Source organism: Pelagicoccus sp. SDUM812003, from assembly GCF_031127815.1.
In the GTDB taxonomy this organism is placed as follows: Bacteria; Verrucomicrobiota; Verrucomicrobiia; order Opitutales; family Opitutaceae; genus Pelagicoccus.
On the sequence record NZ_JARXHY010000017.1, the window covers coordinates 25,227 to 45,169 of the forward strand.

At 60.0% G+C, this 19,943-nt stretch carries 16 protein-coding genes; 7 read left to right on the top strand and 9 right to left on the bottom strand.

Annotated features, from left to right (window positions below):
* The first annotated feature begins 27 nt into the window (after window positions 1-27).
* Window positions 28-2,604 carry a pitrilysin family protein gene (locus QEH54_RS19075; protein WP_309020305.1) on the top strand — a complete coding sequence of 859 codons (2,577 nt, stop codon included), beginning with the start codon at window positions 28-30 and terminating at the stop codon, window positions 2,602-2,604.
* Between the two features lie 102 nt (window positions 2,605-2,706).
* Here the strand turns inward: QEH54_RS19075 and QEH54_RS19080 are convergent, their stop codons facing one another.
* Window positions 2,707-4,077, bottom strand: a complete 1,371-nt coding sequence (locus QEH54_RS19080) for an alkaline phosphatase D family protein (RefSeq protein WP_309020306.1) — start codon at window positions 4,075-4,077, stop codon at window positions 2,707-2,709.
* Window positions 4,078-4,388: 311 nt separating this feature from the next.
* On the opposite strand from QEH54_RS19080, the gene QEH54_RS19085 reads away from it, so the two are divergent.
* Together QEH54_RS19085 and QEH54_RS19090 are read left to right on the top strand one after the other, a co-directional pair.
* Entirely contained in the window at window positions 4,389-5,027 is a 639-nt protein-coding gene (locus QEH54_RS19085; protein ID WP_309020307.1) for a DUF4202 domain-containing protein, read from the top strand.
* Window positions 5,028-5,207: 180 nt separating this feature from the next.
* Entirely contained in the window at window positions 5,208-7,697 is a 2,490-nt protein-coding gene (locus tag QEH54_RS19090; RefSeq protein WP_309020308.1) for a glycoside hydrolase family 2 protein, read from the top strand.
* 101 nt (window positions 7,698-7,798) lie between these two features.
* Here QEH54_RS19090 and QEH54_RS19095 read toward each other — a convergent pair whose 3' ends face one another.
* Window positions 7,799-9,388, bottom strand: coding sequence for an MFS transporter (locus tag QEH54_RS19095; protein WP_309020309.1), 1,590 nt, complete (start codon window positions 9,386-9,388; stop codon window positions 7,799-7,801).
* A gap of 204 nt (window positions 9,389-9,592) precedes the next feature.
* On the opposite strand from QEH54_RS19095, the gene QEH54_RS19100 reads away from it, so the two are divergent.
* Window positions 9,593-10,423 (top strand): hypothetical protein, encoded by an 831-nt coding sequence (locus QEH54_RS19100; protein ID WP_309020310.1) that lies wholly within the window; start codon window positions 9,593-9,595, stop codon window positions 10,421-10,423.
* A gap of 107 nt (window positions 10,424-10,530) precedes the next feature.
* Here the strand turns inward: QEH54_RS19100 and trxA are convergent, their stop codons facing one another.
* The 6 genes from trxA to QEH54_RS19130 all read right to left on the bottom strand — a co-directional run bounded on the left by trxA (window position 10,531) and on the right by QEH54_RS19130 (window position 16,064).
* Window positions 10,531-10,854: a thioredoxin gene (gene trxA, locus QEH54_RS19105; protein WP_309020311.1), complete on the bottom strand. Its 324-nt coding sequence runs from the start codon at window positions 10,852-10,854 to the stop codon at window positions 10,531-10,533.
* 2 nt (window positions 10,855-10,856) lie between these two features.
* Window positions 10,857-11,123 (bottom strand): hypothetical protein, encoded by a 267-nt coding sequence (locus tag QEH54_RS19110; RefSeq protein WP_309020312.1) that lies wholly within the window; start codon window positions 11,121-11,123, stop codon window positions 10,857-10,859.
* A gap of 38 nt (window positions 11,124-11,161) precedes the next feature.
* Complete coding sequence (locus tag QEH54_RS19115; RefSeq protein ID WP_309020313.1) at window positions 11,162-11,377, bottom strand: hypothetical protein; 216 nt, start codon at window positions 11,375-11,377, stop codon at window positions 11,162-11,164.
* 47 nt (window positions 11,378-11,424) lie between these two features.
* Window positions 11,425-12,219 carry a segregation/condensation protein A gene (locus QEH54_RS19120; RefSeq protein ID WP_309020314.1) on the bottom strand — a complete coding sequence of 265 codons (795 nt, stop codon included), beginning with the start codon at window positions 12,217-12,219 and terminating at the stop codon, window positions 11,425-11,427.
* An 89-nt stretch (window positions 12,220-12,308) separates the two neighbouring features.
* Window positions 12,309-13,571, bottom strand: a complete 1,263-nt coding sequence (locus QEH54_RS19125; RefSeq protein ID WP_309020315.1) for an RsmB/NOP family class I SAM-dependent RNA methyltransferase — start codon at window positions 13,569-13,571, stop codon at window positions 12,309-12,311.
* A gap of 177 nt (window positions 13,572-13,748) precedes the next feature.
* Window positions 13,749-16,064 carry a putative LPS assembly protein LptD gene (locus QEH54_RS19130; RefSeq protein ID WP_309020316.1) on the bottom strand — a complete coding sequence of 772 codons (2,316 nt, stop codon included), beginning with the start codon at window positions 16,062-16,064 and terminating at the stop codon, window positions 13,749-13,751.
* Window positions 16,065-16,383: 319 nt separating this feature from the next.
* On the opposite strand from QEH54_RS19130, the gene glgB reads away from it, so the two are divergent.
* From glgB to QEH54_RS19145, 3 genes are read left to right on the top strand one after another with little or no spacing between them, the layout of a single operon-like run.
* On the top strand, window positions 16,384-18,522 hold the full coding sequence (glgB, locus tag QEH54_RS19135) for a 1,4-alpha-glucan branching protein GlgB (protein WP_309020317.1): 2,139 nt from the start codon (window positions 16,384-16,386) through the stop codon (window positions 18,520-18,522).
* Window positions 18,510-19,040: a gluconokinase gene (locus QEH54_RS19140; RefSeq protein WP_309020318.1), complete on the top strand. Its 531-nt coding sequence runs from the start codon at window positions 18,510-18,512 to the stop codon at window positions 19,038-19,040. Before glgB ends, QEH54_RS19140 begins: the two co-directional genes overlap by 13 nt.
* Window positions 19,037-19,597 (top strand): SRPBCC family protein, encoded by a 561-nt coding sequence (locus QEH54_RS19145; RefSeq protein WP_309020319.1) that lies wholly within the window; start codon window positions 19,037-19,039, stop codon window positions 19,595-19,597. Before QEH54_RS19140 ends, QEH54_RS19145 begins: the two co-directional genes overlap by 4 nt.
* Here QEH54_RS19145 and QEH54_RS19150 read toward each other — a convergent pair.
* Window positions 19,588-19,863, bottom strand: a complete 276-nt coding sequence (locus QEH54_RS19150) for a DUF1294 domain-containing protein (RefSeq protein WP_309020320.1) — start codon at window positions 19,861-19,863, stop codon at window positions 19,588-19,590. The two genes, QEH54_RS19145 and QEH54_RS19150, sit on opposite strands and share 10 nt — an antisense overlap.
* Window positions 19,864-19,943 lie beyond the last annotated feature (80 nt).

Sequence of the window (19,943 nt, forward strand, 5' to 3'; positions counted from 1 at the left end):
ATTCTCGTTCGTGCATAGGCCCCATCTATGACCGATTTTCCGCAAAACCGCTCTGTTGACGATAGCCGCTCCTTGATCGCCCCGCTTCTGAAGGAGCCGGTGGAACGCTACCTCTTGCCCAATGGCCTGACCGCCCTGCTGAAAACCGATCGCTCCTCGCCGGTCTGTTCGGTGCAGGTTTGGGTGAAGACCGGCAGCGTGCACGAGGACAGGCACCTCGGCTCCGGAATCTCGCATTTCGTGGAGCACATGCTTTTCAAGGGCGCCGAACGTCGCGTGGGCAAGGAGATCGCCCGCGAGGTGCACGAGTCGGGTGGCTACATCAATGCCTACACCACCTTCGATCGAACCGTCTACTACATCGACGTGCCTTCGGAAAACGTGGAGGTGGCTCTCGACGTGCTCAGCGATTCGGTGTTTTCCTCTTCTTTCCCCGAGGAGGAGGTGGACAAGGAGCGCGAGGTGATCAATCGGGAAATCGCCATGGGCGAGGACGATCCGGACGGCAAGGTCATGCACACGCTGTTCGAGACTGCCTTCAACAAGCACAACTATCGGTACCCGATTATCGGATACAAGGACGTCTTCAATCGCATCACCCGCCAGGATCTGCTCGACTACTACAACGCCCGCTACGCGCCGAACAATGCCGTGGTGGTGGTCACGGGCGATTTCGACTTGGCTGAGATGCGCCGCAGCGTCGAGAAGTGGTTCGGACCCTTCGCCCGCAAGCCTCTGCCCACCATCTATCTGCCGGACGAGCCTCTGCAGCTGGCGGAGCGACGTCGCGACCTTTACGAGGACGTGCAGATCTCTCGCGTGGCCATGGGATTTCAAGTGCCCGGTTTGACGCATGCGGACACGCCGGCCTTGGACGCTCTGTCGGTGGCTTTGGGGAGCGGCGACAGCTCCTTGCTCTACCAGCATCTGCGCGAGGAGACGCAGCTGGTCCACAATGTCGACGTCTCGAACTGGACGCCGGGTTCGGTTGGCGTTTTCTACGTTTCGCTCCTGTGCGACCCCGACAAGCGCGACGCGGCGTTGAAGGAGCTGCGTCGCTACGTCGAACGCCTCGATGTCGATTCCTTCTCCGAGGAAATCGTAGCGAAGGTTCGACGCCAGCTACTGGTCAACGAAGTGAATTCGCGCAAGACGGTCAGCGGTCAAGCGGCTCGTCTCGGCGCGGCCGAAGTGGTGGTGGGAGATCTTGGCTACGCCAAAAACTACCTGAAACGCATTGGAGAGGTCACTGCCGAGGACTTGGCTCGCGTGCTCAAGACTTGGATACGCTGGGATCGCCTGACTGTTGTGACGCTGAATCCCAAGAGCGAGCAGGCCAAGGAAGACGACGCTCTGCAAGCCGACAGCCCGGTTTGGGATTTCGAGGAAACGCGGTTTCCCAATGGATGCGCCTTGCTGACGCGAGAGAATCGCCGTCTGCCCAGCGTGCACATCCGGGTCGCCCTGCAGGCGGGATCGCTGTTCGAGCCGCGAGACAAGCAAGGCCTCTCCGCCTTGCTCTCCACCATGATGACCAAGGACACCGCCAAGCGCAGCGCCTTGGAGGTCGCGGAAGCGATCGAGGGAGCTGGCGGCACGTTTTACGAGTTTTCGGGAAACAACAGCTTCGGTTTCGCTCTGGAAGTCCTGTCTACGGACCTGCCGCTGGCGCTCGACCTCCTGGAGGAAGCGCTGCTGCGACCGAGCTTCGACGAGGAGGTCTTCGAGATCGAAAAGCAATCGCACCTTGCTGGGCTGAAGGAGAATCTGGACGACATCGTGACCTGCGGCCGCGAGGAGCTGCGTCGCCGTTTCTTCGGCGAGCATCCTTTGCGTATCGGGGGAAGTGGAAGTTTGGATACGGTGGCGTCCATAACCTTGGAAGACGTGAAGGCGTTTTGGCGTAGCGTCGTAGTGAGCGGAAATCTCTCCATAGCGGTTTCGGGCGACTTCACGACGGAGACATTGAAGCCTCAGATGGCTGCATTGATCGAGAAGTTCGCTGAAGGCAGCCTGGTCACGCCTCAATTCGTTTTCGAAAAGCCGGCCCAGCCGGGAGTCCACCGGGTTTCGATGGATCGCCAGCAAGCGATCGTTTTCCATGCCTACCCGGCCCCGGGACTCAAGGGAGTCGACTATTTCATCTCGGAGGTCGCGGACGAATTGTTCTCCGGGATGTCCAGCGAGCTGTTTGATCGAGTACGCGAAAAGCTAAGCCTAGCCTACTTCGTTCGCTCTTCGCGTATCGTTGGACTGAATACGACCATGTTCTATTTTTACGCAGGCACGGCCCCGGAACGCTACCAGGAGGTTATCGCGGAACTGGACCGAGAGGTGAAGCGCGTATCGGAAGGGCGGGTAGCGGAGGACGAGCTTGCCCGCTGCAAGAAGCGTCTCAAGGCGGCTAAGCGCATGAGCATGCAGACCAACTCCTCCTGCGCCAGCCAGGCGGTGCTGGACGCGGTCTACGGCCTGCCGATAAACGATTGGCGGAACTATGGGGATCGCATCGACGCTGTATCGATCGATTCCCTACAGGATTTCGCAAAGCGTTACTTCTCGGAGGAGAATCGGGTGGAGCTGGTGATCGGGCCAGTCGAATAGGCGGAGGGCGCCCTGTTTCCGTTCTCTGGAGTCGGGGGCGTCGAGCCTTTTTTTTGATCGGGCAGCGGCGGCGTGGCTCGGCGGCCACGCCCTGCCTTTTGCCTAGCGGATGGTCGCTTCGGAGGGAGCGGCGGGTGCTTCGTCAGCGTAGGCGAAGGCTTGTGGATCGTCCACCTTGGTCTGCCAGGAAGCGGTTCCGTTGGTGAGTTCGCTCGCCTGCACCTCGAGTGTCGGGAAGACGCTTTCGCCGAATACGTTTATGATCTCGAACGACATCTGCGGGTCCTGCTGCGTCATGTCGAAGGTCAGCAATCCGAAGTTCATGGTAGCGGAATAGGGCTCGTGAATGGTGATGGTGGACGGATCCTGAGCGTCGAAGCTGGCGGTAGGATCCTGCGCCAAGGGGCTGGAGACCAGTTCGTAGAGATCGTATCCACCGACGTCCGACATGGGTATGGCTTTCACTTCCGCCTGATCGTTGTCGCCGGAGATGAGCATCACGCCTGGTATTTCCTCGCTCTTGATGTAGCTCAGCAGCTCGTTTCGCTCCTGCGGAAAGGCCATCCAAGTGGAGGCGCTGCTCTCCTTGATGTCCGTCCAGCTGCTGCTGCTGAGCAGGACCTTGAAGGGGGCTTCGCTGCGTGAGAGCTCGTCCTTCACCCAATCGAGCTGCTCTTGGCCAAGCAACGTGGGGCGCTGGCCTTGCTTGCGGAAGCTGTAGGTATCGAGCACGAAGAAGTCCACGCCGCCGTAGCTGTGCTTGAAGAAGGAGCCCGGCGTTTCGCTGGTTCCATAGGAGGGGTTGGCCCAGTAGCGTCGGAAGACGTCGAGAGACTTCGGCTCGCTGCGACCGGCTCCGTCCCAGGTCGCCAGCTGCGGGATGGAGCGCAGAAGCGGCTGCAGGAAGGGGATGCCGCGCTGCTTTCGGTATTGCTCGGCCTGGAAGGCAGGGCTGAGGCCTTCGGCGGATTCATTGTCGCCGAGCCAGAAGAAGAGGTGCGGCCGAGCGTTTTGCACCTGGAGCCAGATGGCTTGCATGCCGTCGATCTCGGTTTTCGCTCCGGCGCCGAAGGCGATGGAAAAGCGAACCGGCATTTCCTCGGAAGGCGCCGTCAGAAAGGGGTATCCCTCCTTTTCGCGAGCCGAGCTCAGGGGCTGGCCGTCGACCAGAACTTGATAGTAGTAGAAGGAGCTAGGCTCGAGGTCCTCGATGATCGCTTCCACGCAAAAGTCGTTTTCTTCGCTGGCTCGCACCGGAGCGGTGGTCTTGGCGTTTTCGAAATTGGCGCTCTTGCTGTACTGCACGGTGAATTCCGCGTCGCCTGCCACGCGAGCCCAGATGCGCGCGGAGTCTGGAGTGACGTGACCGAGCATGGGACCCTGCATCAGCTGCGGGCCAGCGATCGCGGTGGAGATGAGGCTAGCGGCGAGGCCGAGAGCGAGGGTGGCGGTACGGATCGGTTTGGAGAACATGCGTCGATTGGGATGCGGGTTGCCGAGACTGTAAAAGTCTTGTGAATGTAAACGGATTGTTAAATCCGCCGTCGCCGAAGGGAAGCTTGAAAGCGGATCCGCGGCCTTGAGCGTGAGCTGGGGAAAAGGATTAGGGTCTGGCGCCGCTGCCCGTGAACGGCCCCGCGCCCGGGTGGCTTAGCGGGGAGATTTGGCGAACGCGATTCACCCTTGGAGGCAAGTGGCTCCATATGGCGGGATTGGGGAGAATTTGCGATCGGCGACGAAACGAGAGATTGATTCGAGCTTGGCTCACGCTATGTTTCTGGCCCATGGAACGAACTTTCGATCATCAATTGCTGCGCGAGCAACTGGGCCGCGTTTCGGACGAGACACGGTTTTTAACAGCGATTGGCGAGATCGACCTGCAGAACGACAATGATCGCAACCGGGCTACGCTGGGCGGGCGCAACGTGGGCTTCGAGCTCTATTTCAGCGTGCAGCTCACGCGCTGGGTGCTCACCCTCGATCCTGAGGCTTCGGAGACGCTCATGCTGGCGGCCCGCGGACAGCACATTTGCCGCTGGATGATCCCGCGCGAGGACTACCCGCGCGACCGGGCGGGCTACCTGAAGTGGCGCAGCGATCTCAAGAAGTTTCACGCTCGGAAGACCGCTTCCATCCTGGAGGAGGTCGGCTACGACCAGAAGACCATCCAGGCCGTCAGCGACCTGAATCTGAAGAAGAATCTCAAGAGCGATCCCGATTGCCAGACCATGGAGGACGCCCTCTGCCTAGTGTTTCTGGAAAAGCAGTTCGCCGCCTTCAAAACCAAGACCGACGAAGAGAAGATGATCGGCATCTTGAAGAAGAGCTGGGCCAAGATGAGCGACAAGGGGCGCGAAGCGGCCTTGGCTCTGGAACTGGGCGAAGCGGAGCGACGCCTGGTGGAGAAAGCCCTGGCGGACTAGCCGCAGGGTCCCGCCGCCGCGCGACCGAGCGCTCCTCTTAAGGGAGCGCTTTTTTGGGCCTGCATGAAACGCATGTTTTACGCTAAAACTCCGATGAATTAAGTTCTGGAGCATTTTGGGGATTTGCGCAGCGTCGTGAAGCCAAGTCCGAACGAAGCAACCTACACAACACAACCGTCTATGTCTGAAACGTTCTCTCTCGATGGAAACTGGACCCTCAAAGGGCCGAAGAAGATCGAAATCTCTGCCGTGGTCCCGGGCTGCGTTCATGCCGACCTGCGCCGCGAAAACCTGATTCCAGATCCCTATTTCCGGGACAACGAGACGCAAGTGCAGTGGGTGGGGGAGGAGAACTGGACCTACACGCGTAGCTTCGAGCTGTCGCCGGCGTTTTTGCGAAGCGAGCGTTTGGAGCTGGTTTGCCAGGGCTTGGACACCTTTGCGGAAATCCACATCAATGGCCGGAAGCTGGCGGAGACCGACAACATGTTTCGCCAGTGGGAGTTCGATGTGAAGGCCCTCTTGCGCGAGGGGGAGAATAGCATCAGCGTGACGCTGCGCTCGCCGATGCCCTACGGCCGGCGGAAGCAGGAGGAGCGCTTCCTCTGGCAGACCGGGATCGGCCATCATCGCCTCGAAGGAGGACAGTGGGTGCGCAAGGAGCAGAGCAACTACGGCTGGGACTGGGGACCCATGATCGTGACCATGGGAATCTGGCGTTCCATCGGTATCCGATCCGTAAATACGGCGAGGATCGAGGATACGCGCGTCTCGCAGACGCTTTCCCAAAGCTTCAAGAAGGCCACGGTATCGGTGGATGTTTCCTGCAGCGTGGTGAAGCGTTCGAAACTGTTGGCCCGGGTGGAGATTTCCAAGGATGGCGATGTCGTGGCCACTGCTCAGTCGTCGGTCGCTCGCAAGCGTGCGGCGCTCGAGATGACGATCAGGAATCCGCAGCTTTGGTGGCCCAACGGCTTGGGCGAGCAGCCGCTGTACACAGTTTCGGTCGAGCTGGTGGACGAATCCGGAGCGGTGCTCGATCGTGAGGTCAAGCGCATCGGTATCCGCGAACTAACCTTGGTGCGCGAAAAGGACCAGTGGGGAGAATCGTTCTGCTTTCAGGCCAATGGGCACCGCTTTTTCGCCAAGGGCGCCAATTGGATCCCATCCGACCAGTTCGACGTTTGGGGAACCGACGAGCGCAACCGCTCCTTGCTGGAGTCGGCCCGCGACGCGAACATGAACATGGTCCGCGTCTGGGGCGGCGGAAAGTACGAGCGCGACGCCTTCTACGACGATTGCGACGAGCTGGGCATCTGCGTGTGGCAGGACTTCATGTTCGCTTGCGCCGCGTATCCAGGATTCGACGACGATTGGGTGGCGAACGTGAAGGTGGAAATCGGCCAGCAGGTGCGTCGGCTTCGTCACCATGCCAGCGTCGCTCTCTGGTGCGGCAACAACGAGCTGGAGCACATCCCGCCCATTCTGGGGGACGAGCCAGGGCAAATGCCTTGGGACGAGTATATCAACCTTTTTGATCGCATCATCGGCAAGGTGGTGAAGCAGAACGACAACCAGCGGGCGTATTGGCCATCTAGCGAGCATTCTCCGGTGGGCGATCGAAAGTACTCGCAGAATCCAGATTGTGGAGACGCCCACCTTTGGAAGGTCTGGCACGGGCGTCGACCTTTCGAGTGGTATCGCACCGCGTTTCACCGCTTCTGCAGCGAGTTCGGATTTCAGAGCTTTCCCGAGCCCAGCACCATCGAGACCTATACGGAGCCGGAAGAGCGCAACGTCACCTCCTTCGTGATGGAGCATCACCAGCGCAGCCCGATCGGCAACAGCGCCATCATCGACTACATGCTTAGCTGGTTTCGCTTGCCGGTCGGCTTTGAAAACACGGTCTGGTTGACGCAGATTCTGCAGGGGTTGGCTATCAAGTACGCCGTTGAGCACTGGCGCATGAACAAGCCGCGCTGCATGGGCGCCTTGTATTGGCAGCTCAACGACTGCTGGCAGGTGGCGAGCTGGTCTTCGCTGGACTATTTCGGAAAATGGAAAGCCTTGCACTACGCCGCTCGCGATTTCTTCGCTCCGCTGCTGGTCACCGGTGTTGAGGATCTGGATACGAAGAATGTGGAGATCCATGTGGTCAGCGATCAGCTTCAGAGGGCCAAAGCCACCGTGGCATGGAAGGTGGTCGATCTCAGCGGCGACGAGCTGGAGTCGGGGTCCAAGGCGCTGCGGGTGCCCGCGAACGCCTCCAAAACGGTGAAAACGCTTTCGTTGGCGAAGCTGGTCAAGGAGCATGGCGAGCGCGGATTGCTGGTGAAGCTTTTCCTCAGCCAGGACGGTGAGGTGGTGAGCGAAAACCTCGTCACGCTGGCTCGGCCCAAGCACCTCAAGCTGCAGGACCCGAAGCTTTCCTGCAAAGTGAAGAAGTCAGATGGCGGTTCCTTCGAGGTGACGCTATCGGCCAGCAAGCCATCGCTTTGGACCTGGCTGGAGCTCAAGGGCATCGCCGCCCGCTACTCCGACAACTTCATCCATCTGCTGCCCGGCGAGACCCGATCGATACGCGTGTCGCCTCGTGACAAGACCAGCTTGAAAGCGGTCAAGGAGTCGATTCGAGCTAGGTCGCTCTTCGATACGTATCAGGAAATTTAGGACAAAAACGGGCGGCCTCCAATGGTCGTCCGTTTTTTTCTAGGATGAATCGATAGGGTAGCCGCCTTCCGCAGGAAAGCGGCTATCGGATCCGCAGTCGGCTAGACCGCTCCGCGTCGGGCTTCCAGCTGCTGGCGGATTTCTCGCATCTTTTCCCGGCTGAGCGGGAAGCTGACGATCATGATGAAGGACACGACGATGCCTGCGATGGGCACCGCGGCGAAAAGGAAGCGTATCCAGAAGATGGCGCTCGGGTCCTGGTCGCCGCCGAGTTCGGCGTCGAAACCGGTCCAGTCCAGCACGAAGCCGGTGATGAAGGTGCCCAGCACCATGCCGATTTTCATGACGTAGGTGCCGCAAGCGGTGAAGGCCCCTTCGCGACGTTTGCCGCTTTGCAGTTCGTCGTAGTCGATGACGTCCGCTCCGATGGAGCCGTACATCATCCAGAAGGCGGCCTGAGTGAAGGCGATGAGGCCGGAGGCGAAGAGCTGCAGCCACTTGACCTCGGGACTGTACAGCCACCAGGTAGCGGTGAAGACCGCCACGGCGCAGGCCTGGATGATGAGAATGGTGTTTCGCTTGTCGAGCCAACGGCCGATCAGGCCGCCGAAGATCACCGGGCCGAGGAAGCCGAAGAACATGTTCGAGAGACCCATGCGAAAGTTCCACAAGTTGCCTTCGGTCAGGTTGCCGGCGCTCACGTAGTAGACCGTGGCGTAGAGGCCGAGCGTGCCCACCATGCTCAGGCCGAGCGAGTAGGCGAGGCCCATGGAAAGCTGCACTCGAAAGGGCTTGCACTTGAGCACTTCGCCCAGGGTTTCGGTGATGCGGACCTTGCTGGGGGCGCTCTGTACAAGCTTGTCGTAGTAGCGCTCCTTCAATCCGAAGTAGAGCGCGCAGCCGATGACGATCATGATGCCGCCAAGGATGGAGGTGTAGACTTGGGCTCCCAGCACCACGTTCACGTTTTCCTCGCCGGTGCCGGAGCGCATGCCAAAGGGCATTTCAGCGAGTCTAAGCAGGGTGTCGCCGTTTCCGGAAAACAATGCGGCAAGCAGCTCGCCGGTCCATTGGAAGCCGCCGGAGATCAAGCCGCCCAGACGAGCGGGCACGTCGCTCAGGCGAGCGTTTTCCCAGGCCAGAGCGGTGGCGAAGGCTGGGGCCAGAAACATGCCCACCTCCATGATCTTCTGGATGCTGCCGCGAAACGCGTAGATGGAGGTGCGTTCCCTGTAGTCCGGGCTCAGCTCGTTGCCCAGGCTTTGATAAGGCACGTTGTAGCAGCTGACCATGGTCATAAAAAGCATGGACGATACGATCATCCAGGCGAAGTAGGCGGTGTCCGACCAGCCGTCTCCCACCGTGAAGAGCAGCGGGAAGGTGACGCCGGAGAGGATGGAGCCGATCAGGATGAAGGGTCGGCGCCGTCCGAAGCGCGTTCGAGTGTTGTCGGACCACCAACCGAAGAAGGGATCGGTGAAAATGTCCCAGACCAGACGCATGGTGAGGGCTAGGCTGACCATCTTGCCCGGAAGTCCGAGATACATGTTGAAGACGGTCCAGGCGAAGGTCGGGTAGAGCCAGTTCCCCCACATGTCGTTGCCGGATCCGAGTCCGTAGATGACTTTTGAGGAAAAGGACACGTTTTCGCTGCCCTTGGAGGACGGTGACGGGGTCTGCGGGGATGACATAGCGATTCTCTTAAGGGTGAGCTAAAAGGGGGTAGGCAAACTACGCGTAAGGGCGCTAGGCTAGTCAATCTCAAATCCCTTGAGATATATTCACAAGGTTTGAAGAATCGCTGCGATGCGCTGTCTTTTTTTCAACCTTGGCGACTGCCGCTCGTCTCTGCGGGCGGCGCAACGAAACCCCAAAAACCGAAGGACACCCCGACTATGATCGACAAACGCATTCTTGTTTTGGCGACAGCCTCACTCTGCGCGGCGACGACGCCCGCGTTTTCTCAGGACGACACGAAAGGCCAACCGCAAAACTATATCGAGACTCGGACCTATACCCAGGAGGAGAACGACGCGATCCTGCAGCTCTACCAAGGGCTGCGGGTGGCGGACGTTTCCGACGGCATGGATTTCGTGGGCTTGGCGGACACGGGGCTGGTGGATCCGGCCATCCACCCGGACTGGGTGGACCACGAAACCCTCAAGCATGTGTTTCGCGGCATCGCGGTGACCGCTCGCTATGTGCCCACGCAGCGGCGGGCCGGACCGGAGCCGGGCGAGGATTTCGATGCATGGGTGGGAAACTTCTACAACCAGTATTCCTCCGAGCCCTTCGCGGATCACCTGTTTCCCGGTTCGGTGGTGGTGCTGGACGATGTGGAAACCGCTGACGTGGGGTCGATCGGCTCCTACAACATCCTACTCTGGAAGTCGCTCGGCGCGGTCGGAGTGGTGACGGATGCGACCTCGCGTGACACCGACGAGATCGCCATGCAGGAAGTGCCGCTTTACTTGCGCAAGAAGGGGCGAGGCATTCGACCCGGGCGCAACGAAATCGAGTCCATCAACCGCCCCATCGTGGTCGGTGGCGTGCTCGTCATGCCGGGAGACGTGGTGGTGGCCGATGGCGACGGAGTGATCGTGGTGCCGCGCAAGGTGGCCAAGGACGTGGCCCAGTACGCTCACCGGATTCTGGAGGCGGACAAGGCGGGGCGCCGCGATATGTTCGAAAAGCTCGGCATGCCCATGGATCAGACGGTGGAGTAGCTTGGGGCGCTCTCTCCTTGCGGAGGCGTCATGCCCAAACAAAAAGCCCTCGGTCTGGCGATCGAGGGCTTCGTTTTGAAAGTGGGTGGCCGTCCGGCGGCGACGCTTTAGATGTGGGATTCGATCTTCGACTTGAGGTCGTCCTTGCCGACCATGCCTACGATCTGCTCAACCTGTTCGCCATCCTTGAAGAGGATCAAGGTCGGTATGGCGCGCACATTGAACTTGGCAGCGATGGCGCTGTTTTCATCGACGTTCACTTTGGTGATGGCCGCTTTGCCGTCCAGTTCGCCGGCTATTTCCTCGAGCAATGGGGCGATGGCCTTGCAGGGGCCGCACCAAGGAGCCCAGAAATCCACGAGGACAGGGCCGCTCGCCTTGGCGATCGCGTCGTTGAAGCTTTGTTCGTTCAGGTTGATGATGTCTGCCATGATTAGAGCGTTTTAAAATAGATTAGCGCCGCAAATGCAAGCGAAGCGGTGGCGCAGAAGAGGCTGAATGCTAATTCCGCCCTCACGGGTCGCTTGTTTCGCCTGGCGGCGTACTCCTCGAGCAAAGTCAACGAATTCCCCTCCGCGTCGGCTGCAATGAGCGTCTCGCCCCGTTTGCCGCCGTCGATCTCTGTCGCCTGACGTCCGTGGGCGTCCTCGATGGTGAGGCGCGACTGGCTAGGGGGACGATTGTCGGAGAGGCGGTTCATGCGGGGGGATGGGGCGGCGTGGGCGCCACCCGGGACTGCTAGTCCTTGGGACGGTTCTTTTCGATGAGCTCCGCGAGGTGCTTCTGCTCGATGTTGTTCAACTGTTTTCCTGCCCGTTTCATATCCTCGAAGGTCTTGACCACCGTCTCGGTCATTTTCTCGTGGGTTTCCTGTGAACCGCCAACGATGGAAAACTCCTCTGCTCTGGTGATGCGTTTGTGACCATCCTGATTGTCGAGGCCTATACCGAGCAAGTGCGCTTGTGTAGGTCTTTGGTCTCTCACTAGGCACTGAGCCTGACTCAACCCGGAAGCTGATCAAGAACCTTTTCGTCCTCGAAGCTGAGCGTCTCGCCCCCTTCCAGGCCGGTCACGATGAAGTCGCTGAAGGCCGCGTCCTGCTGCACCTTGAGGCGCTTCAGGCGAGTGAGCTCCAGGATGGCGATGAAGGTGACGACCAGGATCTTGAGGCTGATCGGTCCGTCGAAGAGGGAGGTGAAGGTGAACTCGCGGGTGGTTTTGATCTTTTCGATCAGCAATTCCATCTGGTCCACCACCGTGACCGCGTCGTCCTTGATCTCGCCGATGACCAGCTTTTCGGTGAGTCGGCGCAGCACGATGTTGTAGGAGTTCCAGACGGAGATCTTGTCCTCCGGCTTGAGTGGGCGAACTGGCGTCTCCTGCTTGTTGATCGAGGCGTAGTCGCGCTCCTTGAAGAGGGCGGCTCGGTCGGAAAGCTTGTCCAGAGTGTCGGCGGCTTCCTTGAACTTCTTGTATTCGAGAAGCTGGTGAACCAACTCCCAGCGCGGATCGATATCGTCGTCCTCGTCGTCTTCGGTGGAGGCGGCCCGTTTCTGTTTCGGCAGGAGCAGCCGGCTTTTGATCTCCATCAGGGTGGCGGCCATGACGAAGAAGTCGCCTGCCACCTCCAGCTTGACCTGCTGCATGCTGTTGATCACCGCCAGGTACTGGTCGAGCACCAGCTCGATGGGAATGTCGTAGACGTCGATCTCGTGCTTGCGGATAAGGAAAAGCAGAAGGTCCAGGGGGCCTTCGAAGACAGAGAGCTTTATTCTTGGGTCGGTATCCGCTTCCACGGGCTGAATTCACGTCTGGCGACGAGCCGCTGGCAATGCGAAATTGTTCACAAAGCGGCGCCTTGCGGCGAAAAGCGAGGCGGGCCTGGCTAGCGGACTCTCTTGAGGCAGGCGACGTAGAGGCCGTCGCCATTGAAGTCCTCGGGATACACGGTGATGCCGAGCCCGTGATCCTGCAGTCCGAACTGGCTGGGCAGGGGCTGGTGCTCGTACTCGGAGCTGGCTTTGAGAAACCGCTCCGTCACCGCCTCGTTTTCGAAACGACTGAGCGAGCAGGTGCAGTAGACCAGCAATCCGCCAGTTTTCACCAGGGGGGCATAGCTTTTTAGGATGGTGAACTGCTTTTCCGCGTAGTCGAAAACGTCGCGCTCGCGGGTTTGCCGCATGAGGTAGGGATGCCGGCGCCAAGTGCCCGAGCCGCTGCAGGGAGCGTCCACCAGAACGCCGTCGTACTGGCCGGAGCTGGGACGGCGATCGAGCAGCGTGATGTTGCTCAGCTCGGAGCGCTTCACCCGAGCCGACAGCTCTCGCACGGCGGAGGCTCTCGGCTCGTAGGCGTCCACTTTGCCGTAGGGTTTTAGCAGCTTGGCCAGCTGCAGGGTTTTGCCTCCGGCTCCGGCGCAGGCGTCGAGCCAATTCCCGCGAACGGGCGAGGGAATCAGGTTGAGCAGGATCTGGGAGCTGATGTCCTGGATCTCCACCATGCCGTTCAGGTAGACCGGTAGCTCGGTCAGTTTGAAGTCGGCGGGAGCGTGCAAGCAGTTAGGGACCTCCGGATGAGGGGCGATCTGCTGGGCGATTTCTGCGTTAGGAGGGGCTTTTCGCAGCTGGTCCAGCACGGTCTCCTCAGGATCGCGCTGGATGCGCAGCCAGAGCGGCGGACGAGAAATCAGCGGGAGCAAGGAGCGGATGGATACGTGCCGCTTGCAGTGGTTGGCAAACCAGTCCGGCAACAGCTCCATCAGCTGGTGGTCTTCGCGTTTCAAAACCTTGTGGCGTTTCCCTTCCGGGAGCTCGGGCGGCCTTTTGTCAGGAAGCGTTGGATACAGCGAGCTGACTTCCTCCGTAGGCGCGGCGAGACAGATCAGGGCGTTCATGAACGCGGACTGGTCCTTGTAGATCGGGTCGAGCCAAGGCAGGTAGCGCAGGTAGGTGTAGATGAGCTCGCGGTAGAGGCGACGATCCTTGGAGCCGAATTTCCCTTGGGAGCGGAAGAGCTCGTGGAGCTCGCGGCTGAAGGGTTTGCCTGGCGCCAGCAAGGTGCGGGCTCTCTCGATAAGCGAGTAGGTGATGCGTCGCTGGTTTTGCAGACGATGCATCCGGGCTTCCTTGTTCAAGGCGACTTCGCGCATGATGACTGAGACGGTGTGACTGGAGGTTTGGTGGGTTGCGTCGTGAGGCGCGAAGGAAGGATGCGGCTCAGAGTGGCGAAACTGCCAGCAGGATGTGTAGCAAAAACGAAACAGCTGTCGATCTTTGACAGCGTTTTTAAGCGAGCGGGCGGGAGAGCGATCTGCGGGCTGTTTCCCTTATTCGTCGAAGAGGTCGATGCCGAGGCTGATGCCGAAATCGTCCTCGCGGCGGTCGCCGTCGTAGAAGCGGATCTCGTACTTCAGTCCGTAGCGTTCCAGGGCTCGCTGCATGAGGCCGATGCGCTGCTCGTAGAAGACGCCGGACTGGTCGTCGTAGCGCGTGGTGGCGTAGAGTTTGAAGTTTTCGCTGAACTGGTACTCCAGGTGGGTGAAGTACTGCTCCATGCGCTCGTTGGTGTAGGTGGGGTAGCTATTGCCGTAGTTGGGCCAACCGAACCAATAGGTGCCCGGATCGTAGTGGTGGCCGTTGATGAAGGAGCCCGGGGCGGCCTGTTCAGCGGAGACGCCCTCCAGGAAGTGGGAGCCGAACACGATGCGCCAGTAGCCTTCGTCTCTAAATTCGATGCGGGTGTTGAGCTCCTGGTTGGAGAAGCCGTCCTCCGGATCGAGGCGAGAAAAGACGCCTACCGAGACCCAGGGCGCGGGCGTCAGCTCGAAGTCGAGATTGAGCAGCGAGTACTGTTCCTGGGCGAAATCCGATCCCTTCAGGTAGAAGTCGGTGGAGACGTCGAAACGGGCCAGGTCGCGCGATCCGCCGTCCCTGTGGCGGGTCTGTATCCGGTTTTTCACTGCAAGCCGGACCTTGTGATCTTCGGCGAGCAGGTCGGTATCGCGCCGGTTCTCGATATCGATGGATGGCAGGTAGCTGGCGAAGGCGCCGCGGTCCGCCCGAAGGATGCTTCGGCCGTAGATGGGCCCGTAGATGGCGGGATAAAAGGCGGGAAACGGTTCGCGGTCCAGGGCGTCGTCGCGCCAGAGCTCGGGCGTGTAGCGGTAGGAGATGCTGGGTTCGATGATGTGGCGGATGCCGTCGATGTTCCAGGTGCGGTTCTTGAAGTCGAAGACTCGGTAGGCCTTCATGCTCAGGTCGGCGCCGAAATCGCCGTAGGCTTTCATGCCGCTGACTTCGAAGGAATCGTAGATCGGCTCGTTTGTGTTGATATTGTAGCGAACGTAGCTCGCTTCCGCGTCTTCGTATCGGATGGCTCGGGCTCCGCCCTTGAGGCGGAAAACCACGCCGTCGCGCAGGACGTGATTCCACTCCATGCCGGAGTAGCCATCGAGCTTGGCGCCGGAGAGCTCGTCTCCGAAGGCGGTCTCGCTGCCCAGCTTGGCCGCGGAGAGAAATCCTTCCGCGGTGATACCGTGTCCGAGGGAAGTGGGGAAGACGGTGAAGCGCAGCTCCGGCAGGCGCTCGGTGTAGCTTTGAAAGTCGCCGAGGGCCGCTCGGGTGAAGAGGGAAAGCTGCCAGTTCGCTCCGTTGTAGTTGGCTTCCAGATACGAGTCCGGATCCTGCATGATGTCGAAGGAGTCCTCGTAGAAGTCGCGGGTGACTTCGGAATCGGACCAGTAGCGAGCGGCGGCTGAGAGGGAGAATCGGTTGTCCTGCCAGAACTCCTTGTGTCGCCATTCCGCGAAGTAGCGCTCGGAGTCGATCGGCATGCCGTTCAGGTCGTCGCCCGCATCGCCTTGATCGTCGATGTAGCCGGAGATGAAGGATCCGCTGAGCTGGTGGGATTCGCTTTCCGCGGTGTAGCGAGCGGCGGGGCCGAAGAGGACCCCGCGCTTGGAGGTGAGGGCCACGTTGCCGCCGAGGCGCAGGTTTCGGGTCACGGGGGCGAGGGCTTCGGCTCCGATGGACGCTCCGATGTGCCCGCTGTAGTCGAGCTTGGGCTTGAAGAGGTTGGTTTCCGCGTCCAGCGGCTGGGTGATGTTCGGGATCAGCAGAAAGGGGACCGGGCCGACCTTGAAGAAGAGGCGCTTGCCCTGCACTTCGTTCTGGTCGATCAGGGCCACTTCGCCAGCTCGGGCTTCGAAGAGGAAGGTGCCAGGCTCGCCCGGGTAGAAATTGATGTCGTGAAAGCGAAACTCGTCCGGATTTCCCTCAAGGAGGGAGCCGTCCACGTAGGCCCGGCCGTTGCCGGCGCGAAAATTCTCCACCCGGGCGTACTGCTGCTCGGGCTTGTAGATCAGGGAGTCCGCGATCAGGCGAAGGTCCTCGCGGCTGAACACCACGTTTCCCTCCGCGTTGGCCTCGCCGGTCTGCTGGTTGAAGCGGATGGAATCCGCCTGCAGCAGCCAGTCGCCAAAGATGATCTGCCCCCCGTCGGGAGCGACGATTTCCCCGGTGCGCTCGTCCAGGGAGACCGGGCCGTTGGGGTTGAGCTCCATCTCTTGGGCGAAGGAGGCGGAGGCCAGGCAAAGCAGGATCAGGGCGGCGAAGGATTTCAGGATTCGAGTAGGCGCGGACATGATTAAAGGCGAGTGCTAGCTCGGCTATCTCGCGGTGGCAAGGATCAAGACGGTTGCTCTGACGGGAAGAATGGGCTAGGGTGTTGAGTCGTCAAAATTCATGGGCTAATACCGTAGGTAGTCCGCCGAGGCTTGGTCCGAATGCTGCTGACTCCTGGCAGTCTCTATTTGCTTTTGCCTTGAGTCTGCATAGCAATAGTGGCACTGCCTTCGTAGCTCAGCTCTCTTCTAAAACCCGAATTCTCAAATGCTTATTTCGCAACAAGATCTGAAACGATTCCAAGACGCGAAAGTGGGTTCACCACACGATCTCCTAGGAATGCATCCTTACAACAAGGGCAACAAGCGCGGCATCGTCGTGCGAGCCTTTCTCAGTGGTGTCGAAACCTGCGAGGTTGTGGACGTTTCGCGAGAGAACGGACCGCGCTACCCGATGACCAAGGTGGATGACTTGGGCTTTTTCGAGACTTTGATCGAGGATAGGGACCAGGTGTTTCGCTACCGACTGCGCTCGCAAATGCGCAACAAGGAGATTCGCCAGTTCTTCGATCCGTACTCCTTTCTGCCCACCATCAGCGACTCGGATCTGTATCTTTTCAATCAGGGAAACGAGCACCGCGTCTACGAGAAGCTCGGCGCCCACCCGCGCGTGGTGGACGGCGTGCCGGGCGTGACCCTCGCGGTCTGGGCCCCCAACGCGGACCGCGTTTCCGTGGTCGGCGGCTTCAACGACTGGGACGGGCGCTATCACCCCATGCGCAGCCTAGGCGTCAGCGGCGTTTGGGAGCTTTTCATCCCTGGCATGGAAAAAGGAGAAGTCTACAAGTTCGAGATCAGGGCGAAGAACGGGGATGTCTTCCTCAAGACCGATCCCTACGGCAGCTATTTCGATGCTCCTCCGCACAACGCTTCCATCGTTTTCGACCACAACGACTATCAGTGGAACGACGGGCAATGGATGGAGGCCCGAGTCGATCGCCAGGCCCTCGACAAGCCCATGAGCGTCTACGAGGTTCATCTCGGCTCCTGGAAGCGTCGCTGGAACGAGGACAATCGCCCGCTTTCCTATCGCGAGCTGGCGGTCGAGCTGGCCGACTACGTGCTCGAGCACGGCTTCACGCACGTGGAGCTGATGCCGGTGGCGGAGCACCCGTTCACCGGATCCTGGGGGTATCAGATAACTGGATACTACGCCCCGACTCACCGCTACGGCGATCCCAACGATTTCAAGTTTTTCGTCGACTACCTGCATCAGAAGGGCATCGGCGTGCTGCTGGACTGGGTGCCGGCTCACTTCCCTCGTGACACCTTCGCCCTGCCGGGCTTCGACGGGACCTGTCTGTACGAGCACGAGGATCCTCGGCTGGGAGCCCACATGGACTGGGGAACCTTGATCTTCAACTACGGACGCCACGAGGTGCGTTGTTTTCTGGTCGCCAACGCCTTGGCCTGGCTGGAGCGCTATCACATCGACGGACTTCGCGTGGACGCGGTCGCTTCCATGCTGTATCTCGACTACTCTCGCGACGAGGGGCAATGGATCCCCAACAAGTACGGTGGCAACGAAAATCTGGAAGCGATCGATTTCCTCAAGGAAACCAACAGGCTGGTGCACAAGTACTATCCCGGCGTGCTGATGATCGCCGAGGAGTCGACCTCCTTCTCCGGGGTGACCAAGAAGCCTGAGGATGGCGGACTTGGTTTCGACTTGAAGTGGAACATGGGCTGGATGCACGACAACATGAGCTACTTCGAGAAGGACCCCATCTATCGCAAGCATCACCAGAACAACCTCACCTTCGGCATGCTCTACCAGTATGCGGAAAATTTCATCACCGTGTTCTCGCACGATGAAGTGACTCATGGAAAGGGCTCCATGCTCATGAAGATGGGCGCGGGCAGCATTCCGGAAAAGTCGCAGAACCTGCGCGCCCTGTACGGTCACATGTGGGGCTATCCTGGCAAGAAGCTGCTTTTCATGGGCAGCGAGTTCGGTCAGTCCGAGGAATGGAGCTATGATCGAAGCCTGCAGTGGCACCTCAACGACTACATCGACCACAGCGGCATCTCGGCCCTGGTGCGCGATCTCAACGCCCTTTATCGTTCCGAGCCGGCCTTGGCCTTTTCGGACTCCGATCCGCAGGCGTTCCGCTGGATTGCGTGCTGGGATGCGGACGCTAGCGTGATCAGCTACGTGCGCAGTTCGCCGGATGGACGCAGCAAGATCATGGTCATCGGCCACTTCACGCCTATCCTGCGCGAGTCCTATCGCATCGGTCTGCCGGCCGAGGGGCATTGGCGTGAGGTCTTGAATACGGACTCCGAATACTACGGGGGAGGCAACCGCGGAAACGTCAACGGAGTGAATTCCGAGCCGGGCGACTACGATGGGTTCTCCCAGTCCGGGCGTTTCGTGCTGCCGCCATTGTCCACCGTGATCTTCAAGTGGGAGGGCTAGGCAACGTCCGCGAACCGGCGACGGTCTATTTCGTGATGGGGATTTGCGGAAGCGGCAAATCCACCATCGCGGCCAGGCTCGCCGATGAGCTCGGTATCGAGTTTTTGGATGCAGACGACTTTCATCCGCCGGCCAACGTGGAGAAGATGCGTTCCGGCCAAGCGCTCGACGACGCGGATCGCGCTCCGTGGCTGGCTCGTTTGAACGAGGCTCTCACCGCTCGCGCCGGTGCCGGAGAGTCGGTTGCCCTGGCGTGCAGCGCCTTGAAGCGGCGCTACCGAGACGTCCTGCAGCGCGATCTGCGGCGCTACCGCTGGATTTACTTGAAGGGGGACCGCGACCTGATCCTCGATCGCATGTCGCAGCGCTCGGATCACTTCATGCCCTCGGAGCTCGTTGATTCTCAGCTCGCTGCCTTGGAGGAGCCGGACGATGCGGTGGTGGGAGACATACGACTCTCCAAGCGCGAATTGGTGGAAAAGCTGCTTAGCGAACTGGAAACCAAAAATCGACTATGAGAAAGTTCCTTATCGGTCTGATCGCCGCTTTCGCGGTCCTATTCCTTTTGACGGTGGCAATCGGTCTGTTTCTGCCAGGCGATTTCACGGTCCGTCGCAGCATCGAGGTGCAAGCGCCGGCGGAGCGGCTCTACGAGTTGGTGGGAGATCTGGAGCGCTGGCCCGATTGGGGGCCATGGAAGGAGGCGGACCCGACTCTGGTGATCGAGCTGGGCGAGAAGACTTCCGGAGTCGGAGCCTCGCAAACTTGGCATGGCAAGGACGGGAACGCTCGCTTGGAGTTTATCGAGGCCGATCCCGCGTCTGGGGTGACCTTCGATCTGTATTTCAACGACGACGCCTTCTACAACCTCTCCTCGATCCGCTACGCTCCGCTGCCAGGCGGTCAGGGCTACGAGGTGGTTTGGGAAATGAGCGGCGTGGTTGAAGTGCCGGTGCTGGGCGGCTACCTGGCCTTGGCGATGGACGACATGGTCGGCGCCATGTTCGAGGATGGTTTGGAGAAACTGAAGCGGGTGGCGGAAGACCCGACGGTGGAAGCGAAGACTCAGCTGTAGCTCATCCAGTAGCCGATCGCGGCATGGGCGGTCAGAAGCAGCGGCATGCCGTAGCGGAATCTCGGCTTGGAGGTCTTGTGGTTGAAAAGCACCATGGCGAGCAGGGCGCCTGGAGAGGCCGCGAGCGCGCTCGCAATGAGCAGCGTTTTTTCTGGAACGCGACGTGCTTTGACGGACTTCGATAGGAGTTTGTCCACTCCGAAAAGAACGAAGGAGAGCAGGTTGAGCACGATGAGAACGAAGGCTATGGTTTCGAGACTCGGCATTGGTAGAGGTATTCCAGCGCCGCGGAGCGGGATGTCGATAGCGGAGTCGGGAGCGAGCTGTCCCGGACAGGATGCGGACG